This window comes from Yersinia sp. 2541 StPb PI, from assembly GCF_052217145.1.
GTDB lineage: Bacteria > Pseudomonadota > Gammaproteobacteria > Enterobacterales > Enterobacteriaceae > Yersinia > Yersinia enterocolitica_E.
In genome coordinates, this window is the sequence record NZ_JAZGQB010000001.1 from 3426151 (window position 1) to 3446434 (window position 20284).

Consider the following 20284-nt stretch of genomic DNA (forward strand, 5'->3'; position numbering starts at 1 on the left):
TCACACCTTGGCTCCCTTAATTAATTTATATCTATTTAAAATGTGGGGATATACTGAAAAATTAGATGAATACATTAGAAGAGGTATTGATCGCTCAAAAAACAATCTGGTTATACAGCATTATTATCTGACGTACGGTAATGCAGTATTATCTATTTAGTGAGTCAAAATCATAAAACAACTCTGTCTTACATACATTTTTACTGTTGTTTATGATTTCATTTTTACACGATGTTAGTGAAATAGTGGAGTGAAGTTCACTCAGAGATATATAAATATAGGGGTAAACTTGGCAAGATGATAGAGTGCCTTCTAAAAAAACATCTATATCGGGGATGATTGAATTCATATCATTACTATTATCATAATATATGAAACATTTTTCATTTATATGACTAAAGGAAAATCCATCAGACTTTCTTGCAACAAAATAACCAGGTTGTGATTTTATAAAAAAGTACAGTAAAATTAGTATAAAACAAACCCCCATCATTATTGAATATACAGTAATCATCTTTTTTTTTGTTTTGTTATCGCTACACTCTAAACTGATGTTTTTCACAATCTCGTTATCAGTCATATTCTCTATAACTGTTGCCATAGTAAAAATAAAACCTTTCCCTCTAACAGTTGTTACAGACTCACCGATAACACCAACATCTTTGAGTGCTTTTCGTAATAAAGAGATATTTTGATACAACGTGTTAGGAGTGACACTCGAACCTTTTTCACCCCAGGCAATATTATAAAGTTCACTTTGTGAAATTGTTATTCCCACACGGGAGACAAAAGCCTCTAATAATTGTGCCGTAGGGGCATTAAGTTTAACTGTATTACCTGTTAATAGTGAAGATACTATACCGCTGCCAGGATAGAATATGACATTCCCATTGATAATATAGCTTTTATCCATTCTTATCTCCATTTCCCTTGTCTACTTACTAAATTACTTCACCAAATATTTTAATTTATTTTTATGTGGCGTTAATCTGGTCAGCATAACATATCTTATAAAGGTGAATGAACTCTGACCTCTTCTTATATTGCATGGTTAATCGAGTACGATTCTAGATTAAGAATTATCTGGCAATAATATTTGCTCCTATTGAAAATTATCTTTCTATTATATCAATGGTATTCGTTCCTCCCAGTGAGCAAGCGGCAACTGGCCACCCAGTAGCGGCCAGTGAGCTACTTTCTAGAATATCGGCATAGGAATATCTCACGTTTATTACGATATCAATTTTTTGTTCCCGACTCTTCAAACAACAGTTTTAGGAATTCTTTCTTCATAGTAGAGCAACTGAATACTTGCTTGATTACTGGGTCGTAAGCATAAATCGTGCATCCAGCGAGATAACCACTGATGCCAAATAGTTTAGTTCCCTTTATCCATCAGCATTTGGTCTCCGCCTTTACGAACGTTAAGACAATTGGTGTGGGCTCTGAATGATATGTGAACAGATAGCAAGGTCATCAGGTCCGCTGTGAGCGGACAATCTATGACTACTATCAGCTGATCTGAAGGGCATTCCACTCATCGCGGGTGATTTCCCACAGGTCAGAGTCCAGCAGGCCGCTGACATACTCTTTCTTATCCGTCCTAATGAGTCGCATGCCGCTACTGGCTGAAATACGCTGGGAACGGCTATTGGCAGCTGCCTTCGGAGCACGTAACACTACCGTGGATGCAAAACCATGGGATTCAACCTGAAGCCTGGGCACCTTTTGCTGAAGGAAAAAACGGGCTATTCCAGCATCCCGTATTAACTGCGATTGGTGAGAAGTACGGCAAAAACGTGGGTCAGGTTATCCTGCGCTCGATCGTCCAACGCGGCATCGTTTCGCTGGCAAAATCAGTGCGAAAAGAGCGTATGGAAGAGAATATCAACATTCTCGATTTTGAACTCAGTTCTGAAGACATGCTACAGATAGCAGCTCTTGATACCGCAACCAGCGCGTTCTTCTCGCATCGCGACCCGGCAATGGTGGAATGGCTGACTGGCCGTAAACTTGATGTCTAAGCCGCTATAGAAGAGGAGCTTATTGATGCAAAAACGTTATCTCGGAACATTCAGGCTTGAAGTGTCTGCTCTGAGGTTGGGAGTGACAACCAGTTTTAGCGTTTCTCTGGCTCAAACCACGCAGCTAATTGCAGAATATCATTTTCTTGCAAAGTCCCTGCGTTGTAGCGTAGCTCTAGCCATGATTGGAGCCAACTGTATTTCGCTTCTGCCAAATCCCGCCGCGAGTTATACAGTTGCTGCTCAGCCAATAAGACATCCAGATTGATTCGTTCACCGCCCAATACGCTGCGCCGGGTAGCCAGCAGTACCTTTTGCGCTGAATCTACCGTCATTTGCCACGCACGTATTTTGGCGGCACCACTACTCGTGAGATTGAACTGGCGTTTGAGTTCCGCCAATACCTGTCTGGTTTCTTGATCGAGCTCCGCCTGCGACTGTTGATAATGTGCCGTTGCCTGCCGAGTCGCACTGGAAACACTCCCCCCCGCATAAATAGGCACATTCAACTGTAGACCAATGTTTTGCGTATCATATTTCTGGTTATAATTATATTCCGCTTCAGAGCGAGAATTACGGGAGGAGGCCACCAGTTGCAAGGTCGGCAGATGACCGCTACGACTGTTTTCTATTTCATAATGTTTGGCATCCAGATTCTCCCGCTGGCCGGCAAGACGGGCATTATAGCGAATAGCCAGACAGCGCCACTGCGCCAGTGTGCGGTCATCGCTGATATTCTGTGGCAGAGTGTCCAACGTTAATGGCCGTAACTCTGCCAAATTAACCGATCGACCCATCATATTTTCCAGTTCGGTTAACTGGCTATCCAACGCATCTTGTTGCTCAATAAGTTGTACCTGAGTCAACGTCAGGCGTGCAGCCGTTTCATCAATATCTGTTTGTGTGCCCTCCCCGGCAACCAATAACCGACGATTCAGTTGGATCTGTTCCTCATAAGCACGTAATTGGGCATTTAATAAGGCCGTTTTTTCCTGAGCTAATAAGGCGCTGCTATAAGCCCGATACAGCCGGACGATCAATTCCTGACTTTTATCCCGATAACGTTGATCTGCGAATAACTTACGCGCAATGCCTTGGCGATAGCGAGCATAGGCGCCGTAATCAATTAATGGTTGCCGCAAAGACAGCATGGAGACATAGCTATCGTAATCCCGTTTTACCTTACTGTTACTGCGGTTATCAGCCTGACTCACTGTGGAGTAATTGGTGTTTGCCCCATAGCTGTATTGCAAGGAGGGTAATAAACCAGATAAACCTAAAGAAACCTCCTCTTGCCCTGCATCCCGCTCATAACCCGCAGCCCGAAATTGTGGATCATTATGTACTGCCAATTCCCATGCATCGAGTAATCCCAGTGCGTTTCCCTGCTCAGGTAACACTAACAGGATGAAAAAAATGATTCGTAAAGTTAATGGCATCCAATGCTCCCTACTCTTCCGTTAATGCTATGTGCAGGCGATCCATCAATGGCTTAAATAGATAATTAATCATTGAGCGTTCACCGGTACGGACAAATCCTTGAACCGGCATACCAGGCTTGATTTCTAAGTGATCCAACGTCTGCCGCGCCGCCTCACTGATTTCTACCCGTAAACTGTAATAAGGCTCTTGCGTTCGTTCATCTAATATCCGGTCAGCAGACAACAATTTTACCGTCCCTTCTACTTTCGGCGTAGTGCTCTGATTAAACGCTGTGAACTGCAATTCCACCGCTAAGCCAGAGTGGATTTTATCCACCATTTCTACCGGTACTCGCGCATCCACAAAGAGCGGTTGGTCATCAGGCAAAATTTCCATCAAGGACTGGCCTGCAGCGATAACACCACCTTCGGTAAAGACTTTCATCTCCACCACGGTACCGGCTACCGGCGACCGCATTTGTATATTTGCCAGATCGAAATTCGCTTTTTCCAACTGGCTGAACACTTCAGTTATGGTGGACTGCACTTCCGCCATCTGGGTGTTGACCTCTTTCCGATATTCTTGTTGACGCAGTTGGATACGGAAATTTTGTTCCTGTATTTCCCGCTCGCCCCGCTTGATTTCGCCGACAATCTGCGCTATTTCGCCGTTAAGTTGCGCATAAAGCTGCTTACTTTCTAGCATTTTATTGCGCGGGACATAGTTCTCATCCGCTAACGATGTCAATCCATCCAACTGTTGGGACAATGCTTGCTTTTGGCTATTCTTACTACCAAGAACTTGCTTCTGCGCCCCCATTGCGGCCTGTAAACCGGCAATATTGGCGCGTAATCCATCACTTTCCAACTGTAATGCCTGCTGGCGGCTATCAAGTAGTAGTTGTTGTAAGGCCAGCATTTCATCCATACCAGTCTGCCGCTGCACCTGTTGTAAACGAGGCGTCTCCACCAACTGTTTATCCCCCTTTTGCTCGGCCAATAAACGAGCTTCGTTCGCCAGCAACTGATAGTACTGCGATGTTAGTCCATCACTGGCGGAGCGTGCCCTGACAGCATTTAAAGTCAGTAGCACTTCACCGGCAACGACCCTGTCGCCATCATGAACCATAATGTGGTCAACAATACCGCCTTCGGGGTGCTGAATGGCTTTTCGGTTGCCAGAAACCACCACAGTACCCGTAATCGGAACCCCTTTATCCAACGGGGCCAGTAGAGCCCAAAGGATAAAACCGCCAAAACCGGCCAATACCAACCCCCATCCCCAAGACAATGCCCGATTCTCACTGCGTTGTATTTCCTGCAAAAATACCTGTTCCGTTTTTTTATTGTGTTCGGACATATGACTTGCTTCTCTTCTTATTGCCACTCAACCCGGTATGCCTGTTGTTTGCGCAGCGCGCTTTAGTTCAGGCTGATTGGACGCATTTAGCTGCTGTAGCTCGGCCATCACTTCACCTGCCGGACCAAATCGCTGCTGTTGCCCCTGATTCAGGATCAATAACTTATGTGCACGAGCGGTCAACGCAGGACGATGAGTGATCAACACCAAGGTACAACCGCGTTTTTGTAGCGCATCCAGTGCCGTCAACAGGGCACGATCCCCGGCGGTATCCAAACTGGCATTCGGCTCATCCAGCACCAAAAAACAAGGATCACCATATACTGCTCTTGCCAGCGCTATCCGTTGGCGTTGACCGCCCGACAGACCCGCACCACTCTCACCAAGCTCCGTGTCATAACCTTGAGGCAGTGAGAGGATCAGCTCATGAACCCCGGCCAACTTTGCAGCGGCAACCACTTTCCCACTGTCAGTGGTACCGAATCGGGCAATGTTCTCCGCCAGAGTACCGCTGAATAATTGAATATCTTGTGGAAGGTAGCCGATATATGCACCCGATACTTCTTTATCTAACTGATTCATATCGGCTGAATCCAGCCGCACAGCCCCTTGACTCGGCGCTTGTACTGCAACTAACAAGCGTGCCAAAGTGGATTTTCCCGAGCCAGAAGCACCCAGAATCCCCAGCGTTTCCCCCGCATTAAGAGAAAAATGAATATTATGCAAACGCGGAGGTTGATTGGTATTGGGACGGAAAGTGATGTGTTCAACACTCAGCTCACCTGTCGGTGCTGGCAAGGACATGCTGTCTTCACGATGGGGATGATTGTGTAACAGTAAATGCAAGCGGTTCCAGGCTTGACGTGCTGCAACCCATTGCTTCCAGACCCCAATTAACTGGTCGATAGGACTAAGCACTCGCCCGACCAAAATAGATCCGGCGATCATCATACCCGCGGTAATCTCACCGTTTACCGCCAGTAATGCCCCCAAACCTAGCATCAAAGATTGTAAAACAATGCGCGAGCTTTTCGATAAAGCAGTCACAGCCGCAGAGCGTTCACTCGCCAGATTCTGCTGACGGATAAAACCATAGTGCTGCGCTAACCAGCGCTTACGCATATTGCCTAACATTCCCATCGCTTCAATCACTTCCGCATTGCGTAAATGCGTATTGGCCTGATGGGTTGCTTGCATTGACAGCTTATTGGCTTGCGCCAATGGGTGGTGGGTAATACGTTGGTTTAACCAGGTGAGGATGATCAGAAAAATAGCACCACCCAACGCCAGCAGACCCAGCCACGGATGTAACAGGAAAACCACAGCGAGAAATAACGGAAACCAAGGAGCATCGAAGAAGGCAAACAGAGCATTACCGGTGACAAACTGGCGTAATTGAGTTAAATCCGTTAACGCCTGTCCTGCTTTGGCATCACCATCACGCAAGTTACGCTCAAAAGCCGCATTGAAAACCTGTTGATTGAGACGCAAATCCAGTCGGGTACCAAGACGGATAACCACCAGACTACGCACCCACTCTAGCGCTCCCATAAAAAAACATAAACCAACCATGAGTAATGTTAGCATCAGCAATGTCATCTCATTACCCGAAGCCAAAACCCGGTCATACACCTGCAACATATACAAGGAAGGTGCCAACATCAGTATATTAATAATGGCACTGAATACACCCACACCGTAGAAACTCTGACGACATGCACCTAGCGCTTCTCGTAATCGGTCATAATTAGGAATTGAATGAGAAACCATATCTTTCCTTTAATGGTTTTCTGACAAGCGAAATATTATGTTTATGGCTTTACCTCTCAAGGAAAAAAATAAAGTCATTAGATGAAGTAGATTGGTGTTAATTCGGTATACGGCGCAATGTGACCACTCCGGTATTATCCGGCAAAGTCATTTCATAACCTTCTTGTGCTCGTTCAAAAAATGCCAATGCATTACCAGTCCCATCAGTTAAAGTGATGCCGTCCGGCGTTGGACGCCAGCCCTGCGGAGCACTACCCAGTAACTGTTTAAGGCAGGAGGATTCTCCGCTGGCATGCCAGGTCAAGTTGGGTTTAATTGCCGTGGATTTCAGCTCAATGCCGCAGAATTTCACAACAGAGCTATTTAACTGTAATTGCCATTGACCACTTAAATCACTGGCATTCGGTAGCACCAGACTGCTCGCCATCATCGCTCCTGAACTCATTAAAGTTGATATCGCCAATATGGCACTAAACAGTGACCGATAAGGTTGACGTAATGACCTCTTCACCATAAATACTCCATTATAAACAGTGCTCGGCTTATCACCCGGACGCTGGTTTACTCTTATCAGCACAGCCCTATAAGATAAACGCTATCTTTAGATCAGACTGTTCCATAATTCATAATATAAAGAGGCATTCAGCAATAATTAACCCACTCTACATGCAACTATAAAACTCATTATTCTTGATTTATATGCTATTTTCATCTCTAACACGGTTGAGAGTTTTTTAATTACTACTTCTGTAATACGTGATAAAAACGTCTGATTAAATCAACCAGACGTTGGATAGCAATCACATCAAACAATAAAATCAGTTGCCTGAGTTGGCTGCCCCACAATTTTCACAAGAAAATCAGGTAATAATTGCCCGCCATCAACATTTAATGCCAAATCGCTGATATTAGTCTGCGGATCATAAGTTAATAATGCTTCACTGGCAGAACCGCTAAAATGATCGACAAAGTGAATACCACCGCTGCCAGTATTAAAAACGGATAAATCGATTTTATCTATACCGCCCTCAAAATCCATGATCCAGTCTGGCGCACTTGGTGAAGAATCCGTGGTCCGGCCGAAAACGAAAATATCGCTACCGCTGCCCCCCCAAAGTTTATCTGCGCCGCCGCCGCCGAACAGAACATCATTACCTGCGCCACCACGTAGTTCGTTATCTGCTCCATTACCCACCAGAACATCATTACCAGAACCACCAATGGCATTCTCAATCGTCACGTTGGCGGCGATTGAAACGTTAGCTTTTAATCCCCCGACATCAGAAAAAGCAGCTTCTTCCAGATTGATACGTTGATCAACGCTATAGCCTGAGAAATCAAAGGTATCAATGCCGCCCGCATCCCAAACAGAGAATACTTTCTGATCACTGCTATCTGTCAGGGTAAAAGAGTCGCGCTGAGTGTTGGAGTTGAAACCATAGATATTATCTTCCGTGCGGGTATCCATATTCGCACCGTAAAGACGCTGAATTGCAAAAATATCATCTACCAGTGGCGTTGACGCGTAGTGCCCCTGATGGTCAGCCCCGGATTGCCAAGCATCCCAATAACTCATGATACTGAACTGACGAGTATCTTCACCATAAACCGCATCCTTGGCAAAAGTATTACCCTGTCCGGCGTTATAATTCGCAGGGTGACTCAGACCAAGTGCATGTCCCAATTCGTGCGCCAGAGTCAAGCGACCATACTCCATTTTCTCTGGCTCTCGGATATTATCCATATTGTAATTATACCAAGTGCTGGTATCAGCAATTCTTTCGTTAGGACCAGAAGTGTAACTGGAACTGGTATATGCCTGCCCTCCCGCCAACTGCCCATCAGCCGTTAATGAATAGTTGCCCAATGTAATATTGGCTTTTTCGGTTGGCCCCACCTCGGTGAAGTGGATATTAGCGACATCAGACCAGGATTGCAGTGAAAATTTAGTTTGTGCCACTTGCTCAGGATTGAATTTAATAAACCCGTGAACATCATCCGATTTTTGAGACTGCAAATCGAGGAATGAATAAGTTAGATCAACATCGTGCCCTAAGGTCGTTTTTCCATTCCAATTTAGTTCGCTACGGTTTAACTGCAGAGCCGACTTACCTAAATCAAAACTAACCTTTCCACTTGACGTAGTAAAACCATCACCTCGAACTGAGTCACGAAATAAATCAATAACAGCACTATAGCCACTTTGGTTAATAGTGTTATCGATCTGATCATTAGCTATTTTATTGATTGATTTCAACGTCAAGTTCCTTGTAATTAATTAAATTTACCACCACGTCGACAGCCCACATTAATTAATGGATAAATATTTTCCCATGTAAGAAAGTGAATCCATGTCATATCCTTTGTAGTGGCATCACATAAAGCTATACTATGACATAATATAATTTGCCGACTAATTAATAGGTAAAAAATAATTATCAAATCATCACGATGCATTCTAATTATATGCTTTGAATTATTAAAATCAAGGAATGGCAATTAAAATCAACAAAACCAAAATATCTAATTACTTGCATAAAGCACAGACGATATCACTATATAACCTCATCATTCTTGGTTTAACTTACTAATAACGTCTAATAAAATTCATTAGACGTTATTTTTGTTTCATAAATATAGGTTATCAAACAATAAAATCTGTTTCTTGTGCTGGCTGCCCAATTATTTTCACTAAAAAATCGGAGAATAAATGGTCGCCTGTCACATTATTTAATGCTAGCTCACTAACATTGCTTCCAGCATCATAAGTCAGCATAGCTTCGCCTGCTTTACCGCTGAAACTATTAACAAAATGGAAGCCGCCATTGTTGGCAAAATTGAAAGCTGAAAGATCAATCTTGTCAATGCCACGTTCAAAATCCATTATCCAATCAGCAGCTTGTGGGGTGGAGTCACTAACTTTGCCAAATACAAAAATATCTTTACCTGTCCCTCCCCACAACACATCAGCACCGCCATCGCCGAACAAGATATCATTACCATCACCTCCCATTAAGGTATTACGAGCGTCGTTACCCACGATGATATCGTTACCTGAGCCACCAATCGCATTTTCGATAGTCACACCGGCCGCAATGGAAACGTTGCCTTTCAGACCACCGACATCAGTGAAGGATTTCTCATGCAAGTTAATACGTTGATCATTGCTATAACCGGAAAAATCAAAGGTATCGTTACCATCGGCATCCCAGACCGAAAAAATTAATGCCTTACTGCTGTCCGCTGCAGTGTAATAATCACGATTGGTATTGGAATGAAAACCGTATATGGTATCACCGGTGCGGGTCGTCATATTCGCTCCGTATAAATGCTGAATAGCCGCAATATCATCCAACATCGGTGCAGCAGCATAATGCCCTTTGTTATCGCCTCCGGTGTTTTTTTCGTTCCAATAACTCATAATACTGAACTGACGGGTATCTTCCGCATAAGTCACATCTTTATAAGTCGGTGTTCCCTCCCCTGCATTATAATTACCGGGATGGCTAAGGCCTAGAGCATGTCCTATTTCATGGGTTAGTGTTTGCCGTCCATATTCCATGGTATCCGGGTGGCGTATATTATCGACGTTATAATTGTACCAGGTAGAACCAGATGAACTTCCACTGCCGGGCAAAAGTGCATAGGCCTGTGAATCAGCCAGTGACCCGTCGTGAGAAAGTGTAAAATTGCCAAATGTAACATTAGCTTTTTGGTTGGGAGTGATTTCTGTGAATGTAATATTGGCAGCATCTGACCATGACTGTAATGATAATTTAGCAGTGGCAATTTGTGCGGGGTTAAATTTAACAAAACCCTTATCGCCCCCCGGAATTCGAGTAACACTATCTAAAAATGAATAAGTCAGCTTTACCGGCTGATCAAAAATATATTTACCATTCCACGTTTGATCAGTGCGAGTAATTTGTAATCCAGCATCTTCATTGGAGTAAGAAGGCTTACCGTTAATCACTAAGTCTTCACCACGCGCATGATACTGAAAAAACTCGCTTACTGCATTATAACCACTCCGTGATATCGCGGCATCAAGCTGATCGACAACTTTATTACTACTTGCTTTCATAGATAAATTTCCACGTAATTGGACTTAATCATCATTGAACGGAACACAGCCGATAAATTAATTTAATATTAAATTAAAAACACGGGCATCCACCTTCGTAATATTTCAGAAGAATTAACCAACAAATGAACATGCATGATGAATAATTCGCTAAGTAGTCATGCAAAATTAATTATAGCTGGTAAATATAAAATGCAAGGGAGATCGAGTTTATTTTTATTTATTCAAATTTAATTTTTAATATTGAATTAAAACAAAGGATTATAATTCATATAAAGTTGAATTGTTTTAATAAAAATAGATGCTTTTATTAATTATTCAAATAAATACGAATTGATGGTTATACGACTGTGTTGCATTAATAGTGGTAAGTCAGTAAATAGTGAGTACTTATCTTCATCACAGACTTTATCTATCAAAGTCCCAATCAATTTAGTACAAATTTAGCCCGATGAGAGCGAATGGGATATAGCAGGCTCTGTCGCATTAAGACGTTGTTAGGTAACATGCTGTTTTTTTGTGATGTTACCAGCCCATGTCTCTGATCCGAGACGCCTTCTATCGCCTGCATTATCCCGTCGATATTATTGCTCAGTGTATCCGCTGGTATTGAGCTGTTACAGATAATCCGCAAAGGACAACTTCATCATCCTACTGATGACCAATTGTCACCGGCAGAACAATTTTATCTGTTGGCGGCCTGAAAAATAGGCAGTGCTATTTTGCCGACCTCGCTCTGTTAATGCAACAAACCTACAAATATGGAGTAGTTTAATTTTCACGGCAAACTTAAACCAGAGCTAAACGAATGGGGGATTTACATATTTCGTATGAATAATCAGGGTAGTAATATTTTTAGTGAGATAATTCCAATTAAAATCAACGGCATTTCTTACCTGATAAGGAGTATCATCGCGACAGAAAAATCACGTTAATGATGCAATCCAAACTCGAAAAATTAAAAATATAACATCCAAGATTACAATAACAAAAAAATAGAAAGAATTACCAATCACATGTTCTGTTACTTTGTTCAAAAAATAAAATTCAAATATAATTTAGCATGTTAATTAATCACTCCATGAATTATCATCTTTAGTTAATAGATAATTCACTCATATGGAGAATGATAATGAAAATCTTGTTTATCGATGGGGCACAAAAATCATTGCATTATAACAATAAGAAAATTATGTTAACAGAAAAGGAATTTTTAATGCTAGAATTACTAATAAGTAAGAGAAAAAACAATAAGATACCTATAGATGAAATTATAACTCATGTCTGGAGCGGAAGAGAGAATACTATAGTTAAAGGCAATGTCTCACAGTTAGCCTATCGGCTAAGAAGTAAATTATCCGCCATAGGGGATGCTATCCAGATATCTATTTCTATGAATAGTGGTGGACATTGTAAAGTTCATCGAGATACGATAACCATTATCACAACAAATAATGGAATTCTCTGCTTATTGCTCAAATCTCTACTGAATGTTAACAAAAACGACGCCATTTAATCTTGGTTAGTTAGCCGGTAAGCAATCTTAAGACACTGACAATAACGACAGCTAAATTATAATTAAAGATGATCACAAGTAACAAATAGGATAAACATAAATAATTGCAAATGACTTGGATAGTATAGAGACTGCAAGATATTATTTGAAATCCAACAAGTACGAAAAATTAACATAAATCGACTATGATAAAAGAAGTATATTCATCCATTCGCTATGGACCAAGAATAAAGCTAAAATATATTTTTATATATAGACATGAGTCTGACTATTATTTGGACCATGTGCTGAAGTAAAATCAACTACTCCAGTTACAGGTTAAGATAATTATTTATACTAATTTTTATGGTGAAATATAATGAGCAGACATTCGAAATCAGCCATTGAATATGGCTAATAAATGGAGATACATCATGTCACTAAAGCCCCCAGCAGAAACACAAGTTATTACGTGGGTAATCATCGGTGTCTTATCTGCCTGGGGAGGGGTGGTGAGATATCTAATAGATAAACAAGGAACCCGCTGCAAATGGAGTTGGATGGCTGTAATTAGCCAAGTAATAATATCGAGTTTCACCGGTTTATTAGGTGGATTATTGAGCTTTGAAAGCGGTGCTAGCTATTACATGACATTCATATTTTCTGGATTGTTTGGTGCAATGGGCAGCACAGCTCTGAGCTATATATGGCGTCGTTTCTTCAATCCTTCAGGGAGGTAAAATGAGTAACTTTATTCTTAGCCACATCAGTAAGAGTAATTTACGGGGCGTTCATCCCCATCTTATTAACATTGTGTATTTGGCACTTGAGATTGCAGATATAGATTTTTGTGTCATTGAAGGCGTCCGTGATATTTCACGTCAACGCCAAATGGTACTAACCGGTAAAAGCCAAACGTTAAATAGTCGTCATTTAACTGGACATGCTGTAGATCTTGCCCCATGGATAAATCAATCTATTCCATGGGATAACTGGAGTGCATTTAAAGTAGTTGCAAACGCAATGAAAATTTCCGCAGAAAAATTAAATATTCTCATAGTATGGGGGGGCGATTGGAAGACGTTAAAGGATGGCCCACATTTTGAACTCTCACGAAAGAGCTACCCATGATATTACCTATTTCAAAAATGTATAGTATCGGACTATTTCTAGCCATACTACTTGTTTGTGTATTATGGATACGCTATCAGCAACGAGCTTATAACCAAATTCAGCAAGATAATAAACAATTTAAAATGCAAAATGGCTTATTAAATAACCGGCTTTTACAACTAAAAAGTCAGGCTGAAAATTTAGCTTTTGTCATAACTAGACAAGCTCAAAATCAAACTGAATTGGAGACAAAAAATGATTTATTCCGTCAAAAGACTCGTACCGCTTTGGCGAAAAACTCTTTAGCTAATCAGCCTGTCCCAGTTGATGTTATTCGATTACAGCGCGAACTTATCGAACCAAAATAGCTATCCTTTCGAGCTTATTCCTCGCTCTATTTTTGAAAGAAGCGACGCACCACCATTCGATGTTGAGCGCTGGGGCAATTATCCAGATTATTTTTCCCGTCTATATCTAGCGTTGGAAAAGTGTAATCTGGATAAAGCCACTACCGCAGAGCTAATTTTTTCTGACATGAAACACCTAAAGTCCCCTACGAAAAGTCAAGAGTCATATCTTGCCCCTCTATGATGGCGAGATTCATATGTATTATGGTAATGAAAAATGAACTCTTGCTAGAGTTGTGGCCGTAATAATCATGAGCCAACAATGTTCCAATTTTCAATCAACATTATATTTCTCATTGCATTCTTTCAGAAAAAATCCAGTAATATAATCTCAGAGTTGAATCCCATTGGTTATTTATGGGGGTTTTATCTGTGCCAATCAGAGTAAAAAAACACATTGAATTATAGCAAGGTGTTCTATCAACTAATCAAATCTACATTGTCAGTAACTGGTTAACTTGCGACTAATTGTAATAAAAATTAAATTACCGCATTATGCCGAATCTATAAGTCAAAGTAATATAGCAGTAAGGTAAAATACATAATAAATAATTAAAATAAAAACATATAAATACTAATAACATTACTTTTAACCTAATATTGATTTTTTAATGAGTGACATGTTGAGTATTCTTCTGGCACCAACACTATGGTTGGCATAAAAAGAGGATGTAAAATATGAACAAGGTAACTATCACTATCAATACCGATACAAATGAAGTAGACGTTAAAAACTTAACTGAGGCTGATACCGAGAATTTAACTTTGACCGCAGCACAAGCCAGAGCTAGGGTGCCAACTGAGGTTGCTCCTAACTCAAGTACCGAGGTCCTTTATCGCAGCACACCGATTATTCCTGAAAGTCGTCGAAATGTAATGATCACTAATGATGGTGCTGCAAATATAATTACAGCTCAATATTATTGGTCGCACAGCTTTACGAGTCAATGGTTCTTGTATACCTCTATTGACGTAAATGTCGGTGATTCTAAGTTATTAGTTTCACCATCTAATTCATTATATTACAGTAAGGTTGTTCTAATTAACAATACAAACCGTAAGGCATATGTCACCGCTGAGGAAAAATAAACACCGCCTTAATATAAGGTAATTTATTTTTATAAAAAGGAAAATAAAACATTAACTGGTCTCACCTTCGCAATAGTTAAGGCCAAACATTTACTATTAAATTTTGACTTCTGCTTATGCAGAAGTGAGGCCATTAATTGTCTTTAATAAAGTAATGTCTTAAAAAGTGCGACATGATTTTTTATTTTAAACTTTAACTATAGGTATATTAAATGAATAACATTACAGAATATAGCAATACAGCGGCACTTGTTCCTTACAATGTATATGCTACTTCAGCCTTTGAATTTGACTGGGACTCCTCAGCAATTCTTAAGCAAGCAGTGCTTAAAGGGATATCATTCATTCCTTATGTCGGTGATTACTTATCCTCTATTATTGATTTCTTTTGGAAAGACCAAGAGAGGGATATCTGGCAGGAAATTTTGGGTCGGGTACAACAACTTATTGAAGAGAATGTACTTAAGGCTATTAAAGGTATTCTATTGGGTGATATTGCCGAACTTAAGGGGAAGATTGCCTCCGTAGTTGCAGCTTTGCAGGATCATCCTGGTACACCTGAAGCCAAAAGTCTATTTATGAGCGTATCGGTACATTTGGACAGTGTACAACGCAAGTTTACTACTTTTGATCACAAAACTAACTATCATATTTTGCCGATGTATTCAGCAACCGCGTTAATGCAAATAATGTACTGGACTATGGGCATTGAGCGTAAAGACGATATTGGACTGAACAGTAATGAAGTTGGGCAACTTCAACGAAATATTGATCTATTGGTTAAACATGTCGAAGGCTATATCCAAGGGATTTACGATACAGAATTAGAGATCCAATACAACGACTCTGCGCCTAATACTGTGGCTAACAATGTTATGTATGTACATGGCTACTGTCGGGTGCATGGCTTGGAGTACACCGAGATCATTCAAAATATCCAGAAAAATGGAAGCAATACGAAGGGACTGTATTTAAAAACACTGAGTTATTCAACCTTCTTTGGCTGGCCAACCAGTCAGGCACGAATTCTTGCATTAAAAGACGAAATTAATATGCCGGAGCCATTTAAGCCAAAATTAATAAATGGCCGTATAAACCAAATCAAGTCAGTTAAAGGTTTTATTCAACGTATCGGAGGCGCTTTACGGGTAGGTGGATTAGAAGTGACCTTTGAAAATGGTAATAAGTATCAACAAGGAACTGTTACCGGCGAATCTAGTTCAATTGACCTCAATGGGGGTGTCATTGAGACAATAGAAACCTGGGGTAATGGTGCTATTGACGAAGCCAAATTTACCCTAAGCGACGGACGTATCTTAACTGTTGGTCAGCGCTATTCAACAAACTACAGAAAGTTTGCGCTCGAGGGGAAATATATTTCTGGTATTTTTATTGCCAGCGATCGAAGTGAACTATCCGGTCAAGCTGCAAATATTTGTGTTTCTTATCACCAAAAACAGTGAAATAAATAATTTAATCTATATAAAGCTGCATTTTTGCAGCTTTATCTTAAGTTAATTACAAAAGGAAAGTAAAAATGAATAAAATACCTCTGGCTTTATTTTTATATATTTTTTGCATTTCAGCTTATGCAGTGAAAGAAACGAGTTCAATTTCAGAAACAAGTATTCCACCTGAAAGGAGTATGCAACATACTGCGAAGAATAGTGAAACCTACACCTATATAAAGTGTGTCTATAGGAAAAATAAAGATAAAAATTTTGATGCAACTTCATCTTGGGAATGGGGACGGGCGGGTAACGCAGCCAACAATTATGCTACAGTTAATGGTCATTGGTATTCTAACGCCATTCTAGCTAATATGTTTTATACAAAATCTAGCCACCAAGAAATAAAAAATGTTTGCATTAATACACTAAATAAAAAAGACATTAACTATAGTGACTTAATACCTTACGCATCTGATTACACTCTATCCTATTATTACTCATTCTGGAATGAAGGAAGTAATATTCCCTTAGTAGAAGTTGGCAAAGCGAAACTGGATAGAATGGTTGTTTTCGGTGATAGTTTATCTGATACGATTAATGTTTATAACGGTTCTTATGGAACAGTGCCAAATAGTAATACATGGTTTTTAGGGCATTTTTCAAACGGACTTGTTTGGCATGAATACCTGAGTAAAAAGCATATCAAGGTGCCTGGCTACACATGGGCAACGGGCAATGCAGAGAGTGGCAGTAATCTGATATTCTCAGGGTTTAGTCAGCAATTAGACTCATTTGAGTCTTATATGAAAAAATCTAATGGATATGATATTGGTCAAACTCTTTTTCTTGCTATGTTTGGCGGCAATGATTTTATCACGGGAAACAAATCACCTGATGATATTGTTAATAACTATAAAACCTCTTTAGTTCGATTGAAAAGTCTGGGAGCTAAGCAGGTTGCGATATTTACTCTCCCTGATTTCTCAACTATCCCTGCGGTTAAGAACTGGAGTCAGTCCGACAGAGATAAGTTAAAAAACAAATCCATTGAGTTTAATACGAAACTAAGCTCGTTAATTAATTCTTTAAAATTAACCTATCCTGATGTCAAATGGATTATGCCAGATTTAAATGCAGCTTTTGATAAAATAATCAAAAATCCCGCAAGCTTTAATTATGTAAACGCTAAAGATACTTGTCTGAATCTGAGAGATTCCAGTCTTGATTATATTGCAGGTGCATCACCTAAAGAGGAATGTAAAAATAGTAATGGAGCATTTATCTTCTGGGATAACATGCATACAACGACAAAAATGCATGAAGATATCAGTGATATTCTGGGTGATGAAATTAAATTTTTACTGTAAATGATCGTTAGTAATATAAGTAACCATTATATAGAAATGGCGTATGTTCACTGTGGAGTGACATACGCCTCTTTATATTATTATAAAGGAGGAGTTGTATATAAATTATGATTATACACATGGCTATTCAAACCCTTGACGAATAGCTTTGCGAAAGAAGCGCAATGCAACCGCAGAGTCCCGTTTAGCGGCCAGCAAAAGGTCGATGGTTTGACCTACAGTATCGACCAAGCGGTACAGATATCGCCACAGGCCTTTGATTTTGATGTAAGTTTCATCCATTCGCCACCGCCGACCTACTGTGCGTTTGTGTCGGCGAAAAACCTTATCTAACAGCGGCACCCAACGATGCAGCGTGGAATGGTCAACGACAATACCACGCTCTGCCATCATCTCTTCCAGGTTGCGTAAACTCTGTGAATAAGCCAGATACCAGCGGACACACTGAGCAATAATATCGACGGGATAATGCAGGCAACAAAAGGCGTTTCGGGTCAGAGACATGGGCAGGTAACATCACAAAAAACAGCATGCTACCTAACAACGCCTTAATGCGACAGAGCCATTTCATGTGGGGGTATCTCATCCCATTGAACCTCGGCTTCCCCCTATTTATACCCCCAACTATCTATAAAATTCAGTCGATGCGGATAAGCGTAGGGATACGAGGAAGTTCCAGAGATGCTATAAGGGATTAGTAGGCTTAGATAGACGGCAGAAGAAGTATAGATGGTACGCCCTACAGGATTCGAACCTGTGACCTACGGCTTAGAAGAACGTCGTAGTATATATAACTCATTGTAAATACTGGCCTAATCTGCATTCACAAGCGTCATTATGGCTAACAGTGACATACCAGTGACACTTCTTCGGCACTATAGATGCGTCACTAATATGTCACCCCACCTCAATGGGCATCCCTGCCCTCGCCAGGTCACTCCCTCACCTGTATCAACTCATATCCGTCAGCTTTGATTGATGAGACAACATCACCATCCATTTTGTGATCCCCAATTAGAAGAATCCATTTTTCGTTTTTGGTTAGATCTTTAACTGAAAATGGCTGAGACTCAGGAATTCCATAGATACCATTTCCTGATGCTCGCATGTCAATATGGAACAAAGTTCTATACAGACCGCCCATATGGCTATCAGTACCAACTATTGATAGGTCCTCTTTCTCTTTTTTATCAAGATATGAATTTACAAACAAAGCCGATCTGTCATACACATCAGATTCTACGTGACTAATTATTTCTTTATTTGTTTCATAAATCACAACACATGCAATAAGAGGAAGTATTAAGAATGCATATAATCTTGAAGCTTTCCTTACAGAAAAAGGCCACACAAATACATTAAATAACAGAATGTATAGGATAAATTTAAACATAACCCCAGAGTTAACTATGCCAAATAACTCTGGTGCAGTTGAGTTATGAAACTCATAAGGATTAAATCCCTTCCTTAAACTGTAAATAATTGCAATTGATAACAAGATGGAAAATACAAGCCTTAGCTTAGAAAAGCCAGAGGAATAACTATTAATTGATGATTTAAATGCTATAAGCATTAGCAATGGAAGTGCGAATGCATAATATCTAACATGTAAATGATTTGCCGGTTCTATCTTTGATATTGATGCAGTAAACAATGCCGTTACAACAACAAGAGAAAACACGACAAAAATAGAAAAAATATATAGCTCTTTATTTTTATTATCTTCGGTGTAATATTTATTTTTACTTACTAAGTTAATTAAGAAATAAAGTATATTTAAAACAGGGATCGAGTAAAGCACAGCAATTGGAAGAAGGTTACCTTTCAGGCTGTTAATGGTAAATTTAGCCATTTCGATGTAATGAGATAGCCCGCCTACTACAGCAGAATCAGCATAAGGCGAATAAAATGTTCCAAATAATGATACACCATTGATTCCCGATATTAGATACCCAATCAAAAACTTAACGAACAGCGCTATTGCTGGGATAGATAAAATTATAAACCCTTTTTTTATCACCCCATAATTTTTAATAGCATTACCGCAAAAAAAATAACACACTACAACCGCAGGTATAACAAATAGCGCATGAGGCTTTATTAATGATAATATTCCCCATGCAAAAGCAGTTATAAACAAACCTTTTTTGTCGAAACTATTTATCGATAATAATGTAATATACACTGACAACCAGAATCCAAGAAAGTACATAGACTCCGGCATAAAATACGCCGTATATGTATTGAATTGACCAAACATTACTATCAGCATAAACAGCAATGATAATCCTTTCCCTATATAAATTTTCCCTGATAGGTAAATAAATGGACTTGCTGCAATAAAGAACAAAACATTTAATATTCTTGCGCAACCTAGGAAGCCATCACCACACACACTAGTGAAGCTATAGACAAGGAAAAACAAATGATTAGGTAATGCAGATAGTCCAAAAGGAAGGTTTCTTGATGCATGGCTGTATGAATACTCATCAGCAAATACTATAGGGTATAATCCACTATTCCTTATCAACAAAAAGAAAGACAGCGCGAATAACATTGCCACTGTAATATTTACTTTATTTCTATTTATCCAATTACTTATGCTCACCAATTTCACCGGAATTATTGATTTAAGAGAACAAAAGTGTACCAGTTGTGAGGCACGTGGAGAAGTAAACACATAAGAAAATCACTAAAAGGCGT

The 20284-nt window shown here is 40.0% G+C and carries 15 protein-coding genes and 5 pseudogenes; 10 read left to right on the top strand and 10 right to left on the bottom strand.

The window, feature by feature from the left end; genetic code table 11:
* Nucleotides 1–148: 148 nt before the first annotated feature.
* On the bottom strand, nt 149–913 hold the full coding sequence (locus V1953_RS15470) for a winged helix-turn-helix domain-containing protein (RefSeq protein WP_442851100.1): 765 nt from the start codon (nt 911–913) through the stop codon (nt 149–151).
* A gap of 599 nt (nt 914–1512) precedes the next feature.
* Nucleotides 1513–1680 (bottom strand): annotated as a pseudogene (locus V1953_RS15475) (GNAT family N-acetyltransferase); the annotation flags it as partial.
* Here V1953_RS15475 and V1953_RS15480 point away from each other — a divergent pair.
* Nucleotides 1680–2024: pseudogene (locus V1953_RS15480) on the top strand (aldo/keto reductase); the annotation flags it as partial. The pseudogenes V1953_RS15475 and V1953_RS15480 overlap by 1 nt on opposite strands.
* A gap of 95 nt (nt 2025–2119) precedes the next feature.
* Here the strand turns inward: V1953_RS15480 and V1953_RS15485 are convergent.
* The 6 genes from V1953_RS15485 to V1953_RS15510 form a co-directional block, all read right to left on the bottom strand.
* Complete coding sequence (locus V1953_RS15485) at nt 2120–3463, bottom strand: TolC family outer membrane protein (RefSeq protein WP_442851101.1); 1344 nt, start codon at nt 3461–3463, stop codon at nt 2120–2122.
* Between the two features lie 10 nt (nt 3464–3473).
* On the bottom strand, nt 3474–4805 hold the full coding sequence (locus tag V1953_RS15490; protein ID WP_442851102.1) for an HlyD family type I secretion periplasmic adaptor subunit: 1332 nt from the start codon (nt 4803–4805) through the stop codon (nt 3474–3476).
* 27 nt (nt 4806–4832) lie between these two features.
* Nucleotides 4833–6575: a type I secretion system permease/ATPase gene (locus V1953_RS15495; RefSeq protein WP_442851103.1), complete on the bottom strand. Its 1743-nt coding sequence runs from the start codon at nt 6573–6575 to the stop codon at nt 4833–4835.
* 97 nt (nt 6576–6672) lie between these two features.
* Nucleotides 6673–7089 (bottom strand): protease inhibitor Inh/omp19 family protein, encoded by a 417-nt coding sequence (locus V1953_RS15500; RefSeq protein ID WP_420073701.1) that lies wholly within the window; start codon nt 7087–7089, stop codon nt 6673–6675.
* 291 nt (nt 7090–7380) lie between these two features.
* Nucleotides 7381–8832: a serralysin family metalloprotease gene (locus V1953_RS15505; RefSeq protein WP_420073700.1), complete on the bottom strand. Its 1452-nt coding sequence runs from the start codon at nt 8830–8832 to the stop codon at nt 7381–7383.
* 387 nt (nt 8833–9219) lie between these two features.
* Nucleotides 9220–10659 (bottom strand): serralysin family metalloprotease, encoded by a 1440-nt coding sequence (locus V1953_RS15510; RefSeq protein WP_372568821.1) that lies wholly within the window; start codon nt 10657–10659, stop codon nt 9220–9222.
* Between the two features lie 535 nt (nt 10660–11194).
* Here V1953_RS15510 and V1953_RS15515 point away from each other — a divergent pair.
* The 9 genes and pseudogenes from V1953_RS15515 to V1953_RS15555 all read left to right on the top strand — a co-directional run.
* Nucleotides 11195–11269, top strand: a pseudogene (locus V1953_RS15515) (IS6 family transposase); the annotation flags it as partial.
* A pseudogene (locus V1953_RS15520) lies at nt 11262–11363 on the top strand (IS6 family transposase); the annotation flags it as partial. The pseudogenes V1953_RS15515 and V1953_RS15520, both read left to right, overlap by 8 nt.
* A 428-nt stretch (nt 11364–11791) precedes the next feature.
* Nucleotides 11792–12175, top strand: a complete 384-nt coding sequence (locus tag V1953_RS15525) for a winged helix-turn-helix domain-containing protein (protein WP_193784707.1) — start codon at nt 11792–11794, stop codon at nt 12173–12175.
* Between the two features lie 413 nt (nt 12176–12588).
* Nucleotides 12589–12894: a phage holin family protein gene (locus V1953_RS15530; protein WP_083159806.1), complete on the top strand. Its 306-nt coding sequence runs from the start codon at nt 12589–12591 to the stop codon at nt 12892–12894.
* A 1-nt stretch (nt 12895) separates the two neighbouring features.
* Nucleotides 12896–13285: a M15 family metallopeptidase gene (locus V1953_RS15535; RefSeq protein WP_083159808.1), complete on the top strand. Its 390-nt coding sequence runs from the start codon at nt 12896–12898 to the stop codon at nt 13283–13285.
* Nucleotides 13282–13635 (top strand): DUF2570 domain-containing protein, encoded by a 354-nt coding sequence (locus V1953_RS15540; RefSeq protein ID WP_083159811.1) that lies wholly within the window; start codon nt 13282–13284, stop codon nt 13633–13635. Before V1953_RS15535 ends, V1953_RS15540 begins: the two co-directional genes overlap by 4 nt.
* A gap of 717 nt (nt 13636–14352) precedes the next feature.
* Complete coding sequence (locus tag V1953_RS15545) at nt 14353–14763, top strand: hypothetical protein (RefSeq protein ID WP_372568819.1); 411 nt, start codon at nt 14353–14355, stop codon at nt 14761–14763.
* A gap of 212 nt (nt 14764–14975) precedes the next feature.
* Complete coding sequence (locus tag V1953_RS15550) at nt 14976–16226, top strand: insecticidal delta-endotoxin Cry8Ea1 family protein (RefSeq protein WP_442821148.1); 1251 nt, start codon at nt 14976–14978, stop codon at nt 16224–16226.
* Between the two features lie 74 nt (nt 16227–16300).
* A complete protein-coding gene (locus tag V1953_RS15555) occupies nt 16301–17581 on the top strand; it encodes an SGNH/GDSL hydrolase family protein (RefSeq protein ID WP_442851104.1) in 1281 nt (426 codons plus the stop codon).
* 138 nt (nt 17582–17719) lie between these two features.
* On the opposite strand, the pseudogene V1953_RS15560 reads toward V1953_RS15555, so the two are convergent.
* Together V1953_RS15560 and V1953_RS15565 are read right to left on the bottom strand one after the other, a co-directional pair.
* A pseudogene (locus V1953_RS15560) lies at nt 17720–18085 on the bottom strand (IS6 family transposase); the annotation flags it as partial.
* 430 nt (nt 18086–18515) lie between these two features.
* Complete coding sequence (locus V1953_RS15565) at nt 18516–20189, bottom strand: ArnT family glycosyltransferase (protein WP_442851105.1); 1674 nt, start codon at nt 20187–20189, stop codon at nt 18516–18518.
* Between the last annotated feature and the right edge of the window lie 95 nt (nt 20190–20284).

What these genes read in the sequence shown, in the direction of transcription:
- V1953_RS15485 (WP_442851101.1), bottom strand. Translation starts at nt 3,463, where the DNA reads ATGCCATTAACTTTACGAATCATTTTTTTCATCCTGTTAGTGTTACCT.
- V1953_RS15555 (WP_442851104.1), top strand. Translation starts at nt 16,301, where the DNA reads ATGAATAAAATACCTCTGGCTTTATTTTTATATATTTTTTGCATTTCA.
- V1953_RS15500 (WP_420073701.1), bottom strand. Translation starts at nt 7,089, where the DNA reads ATGGTGAAGAGGTCATTACGTCAACCTTATCGGTCACTGTTTAGTGCC.
- V1953_RS15535 (WP_083159808.1), top strand. Translation starts at nt 12,896, where the DNA reads ATGAGTAACTTTATTCTTAGCCACATCAGTAAGAGTAATTTACGGGGC.
- V1953_RS15530 (WP_083159806.1), top strand. Translation starts at nt 12,589, where the DNA reads ATGTCACTAAAGCCCCCAGCAGAAACACAAGTTATTACGTGGGTAATC.
- V1953_RS15545 (WP_372568819.1), top strand. Translation starts at nt 14,353, where the DNA reads ATGAACAAGGTAACTATCACTATCAATACCGATACAAATGAAGTAGAC.
- V1953_RS15540 (WP_083159811.1), top strand. Translation starts at nt 13,282, where the DNA reads ATGATATTACCTATTTCAAAAATGTATAGTATCGGACTATTTCTAGCC.
- V1953_RS15495 (WP_442851103.1), bottom strand. Translation starts at nt 6,575, where the DNA reads ATGGTTTCTCATTCAATTCCTAATTATGACCGATTACGAGAAGCGCTA.
- V1953_RS15525 (WP_193784707.1), top strand. Translation starts at nt 11,792, where the DNA reads ATGAAAATCTTGTTTATCGATGGGGCACAAAAATCATTGCATTATAAC.
- V1953_RS15490 (WP_442851102.1), bottom strand. Translation starts at nt 4,805, where the DNA reads ATGTCCGAACACAATAAAAAAACGGAACAGGTATTTTTGCAGGAAATA.
- V1953_RS15510 (WP_372568821.1), bottom strand. Translation starts at nt 10,659, where the DNA reads ATGAAAGCAAGTAGTAATAAAGTTGTCGATCAGCTTGATGCCGCGATA.
- V1953_RS15550 (WP_442821148.1), top strand. Translation starts at nt 14,976, where the DNA reads ATGAATAACATTACAGAATATAGCAATACAGCGGCACTTGTTCCTTAC.
- V1953_RS15470 (WP_442851100.1), bottom strand. Translation starts at nt 913, where the DNA reads ATGGATAAAAGCTATATTATCAATGGGAATGTCATATTCTATCCTGGC.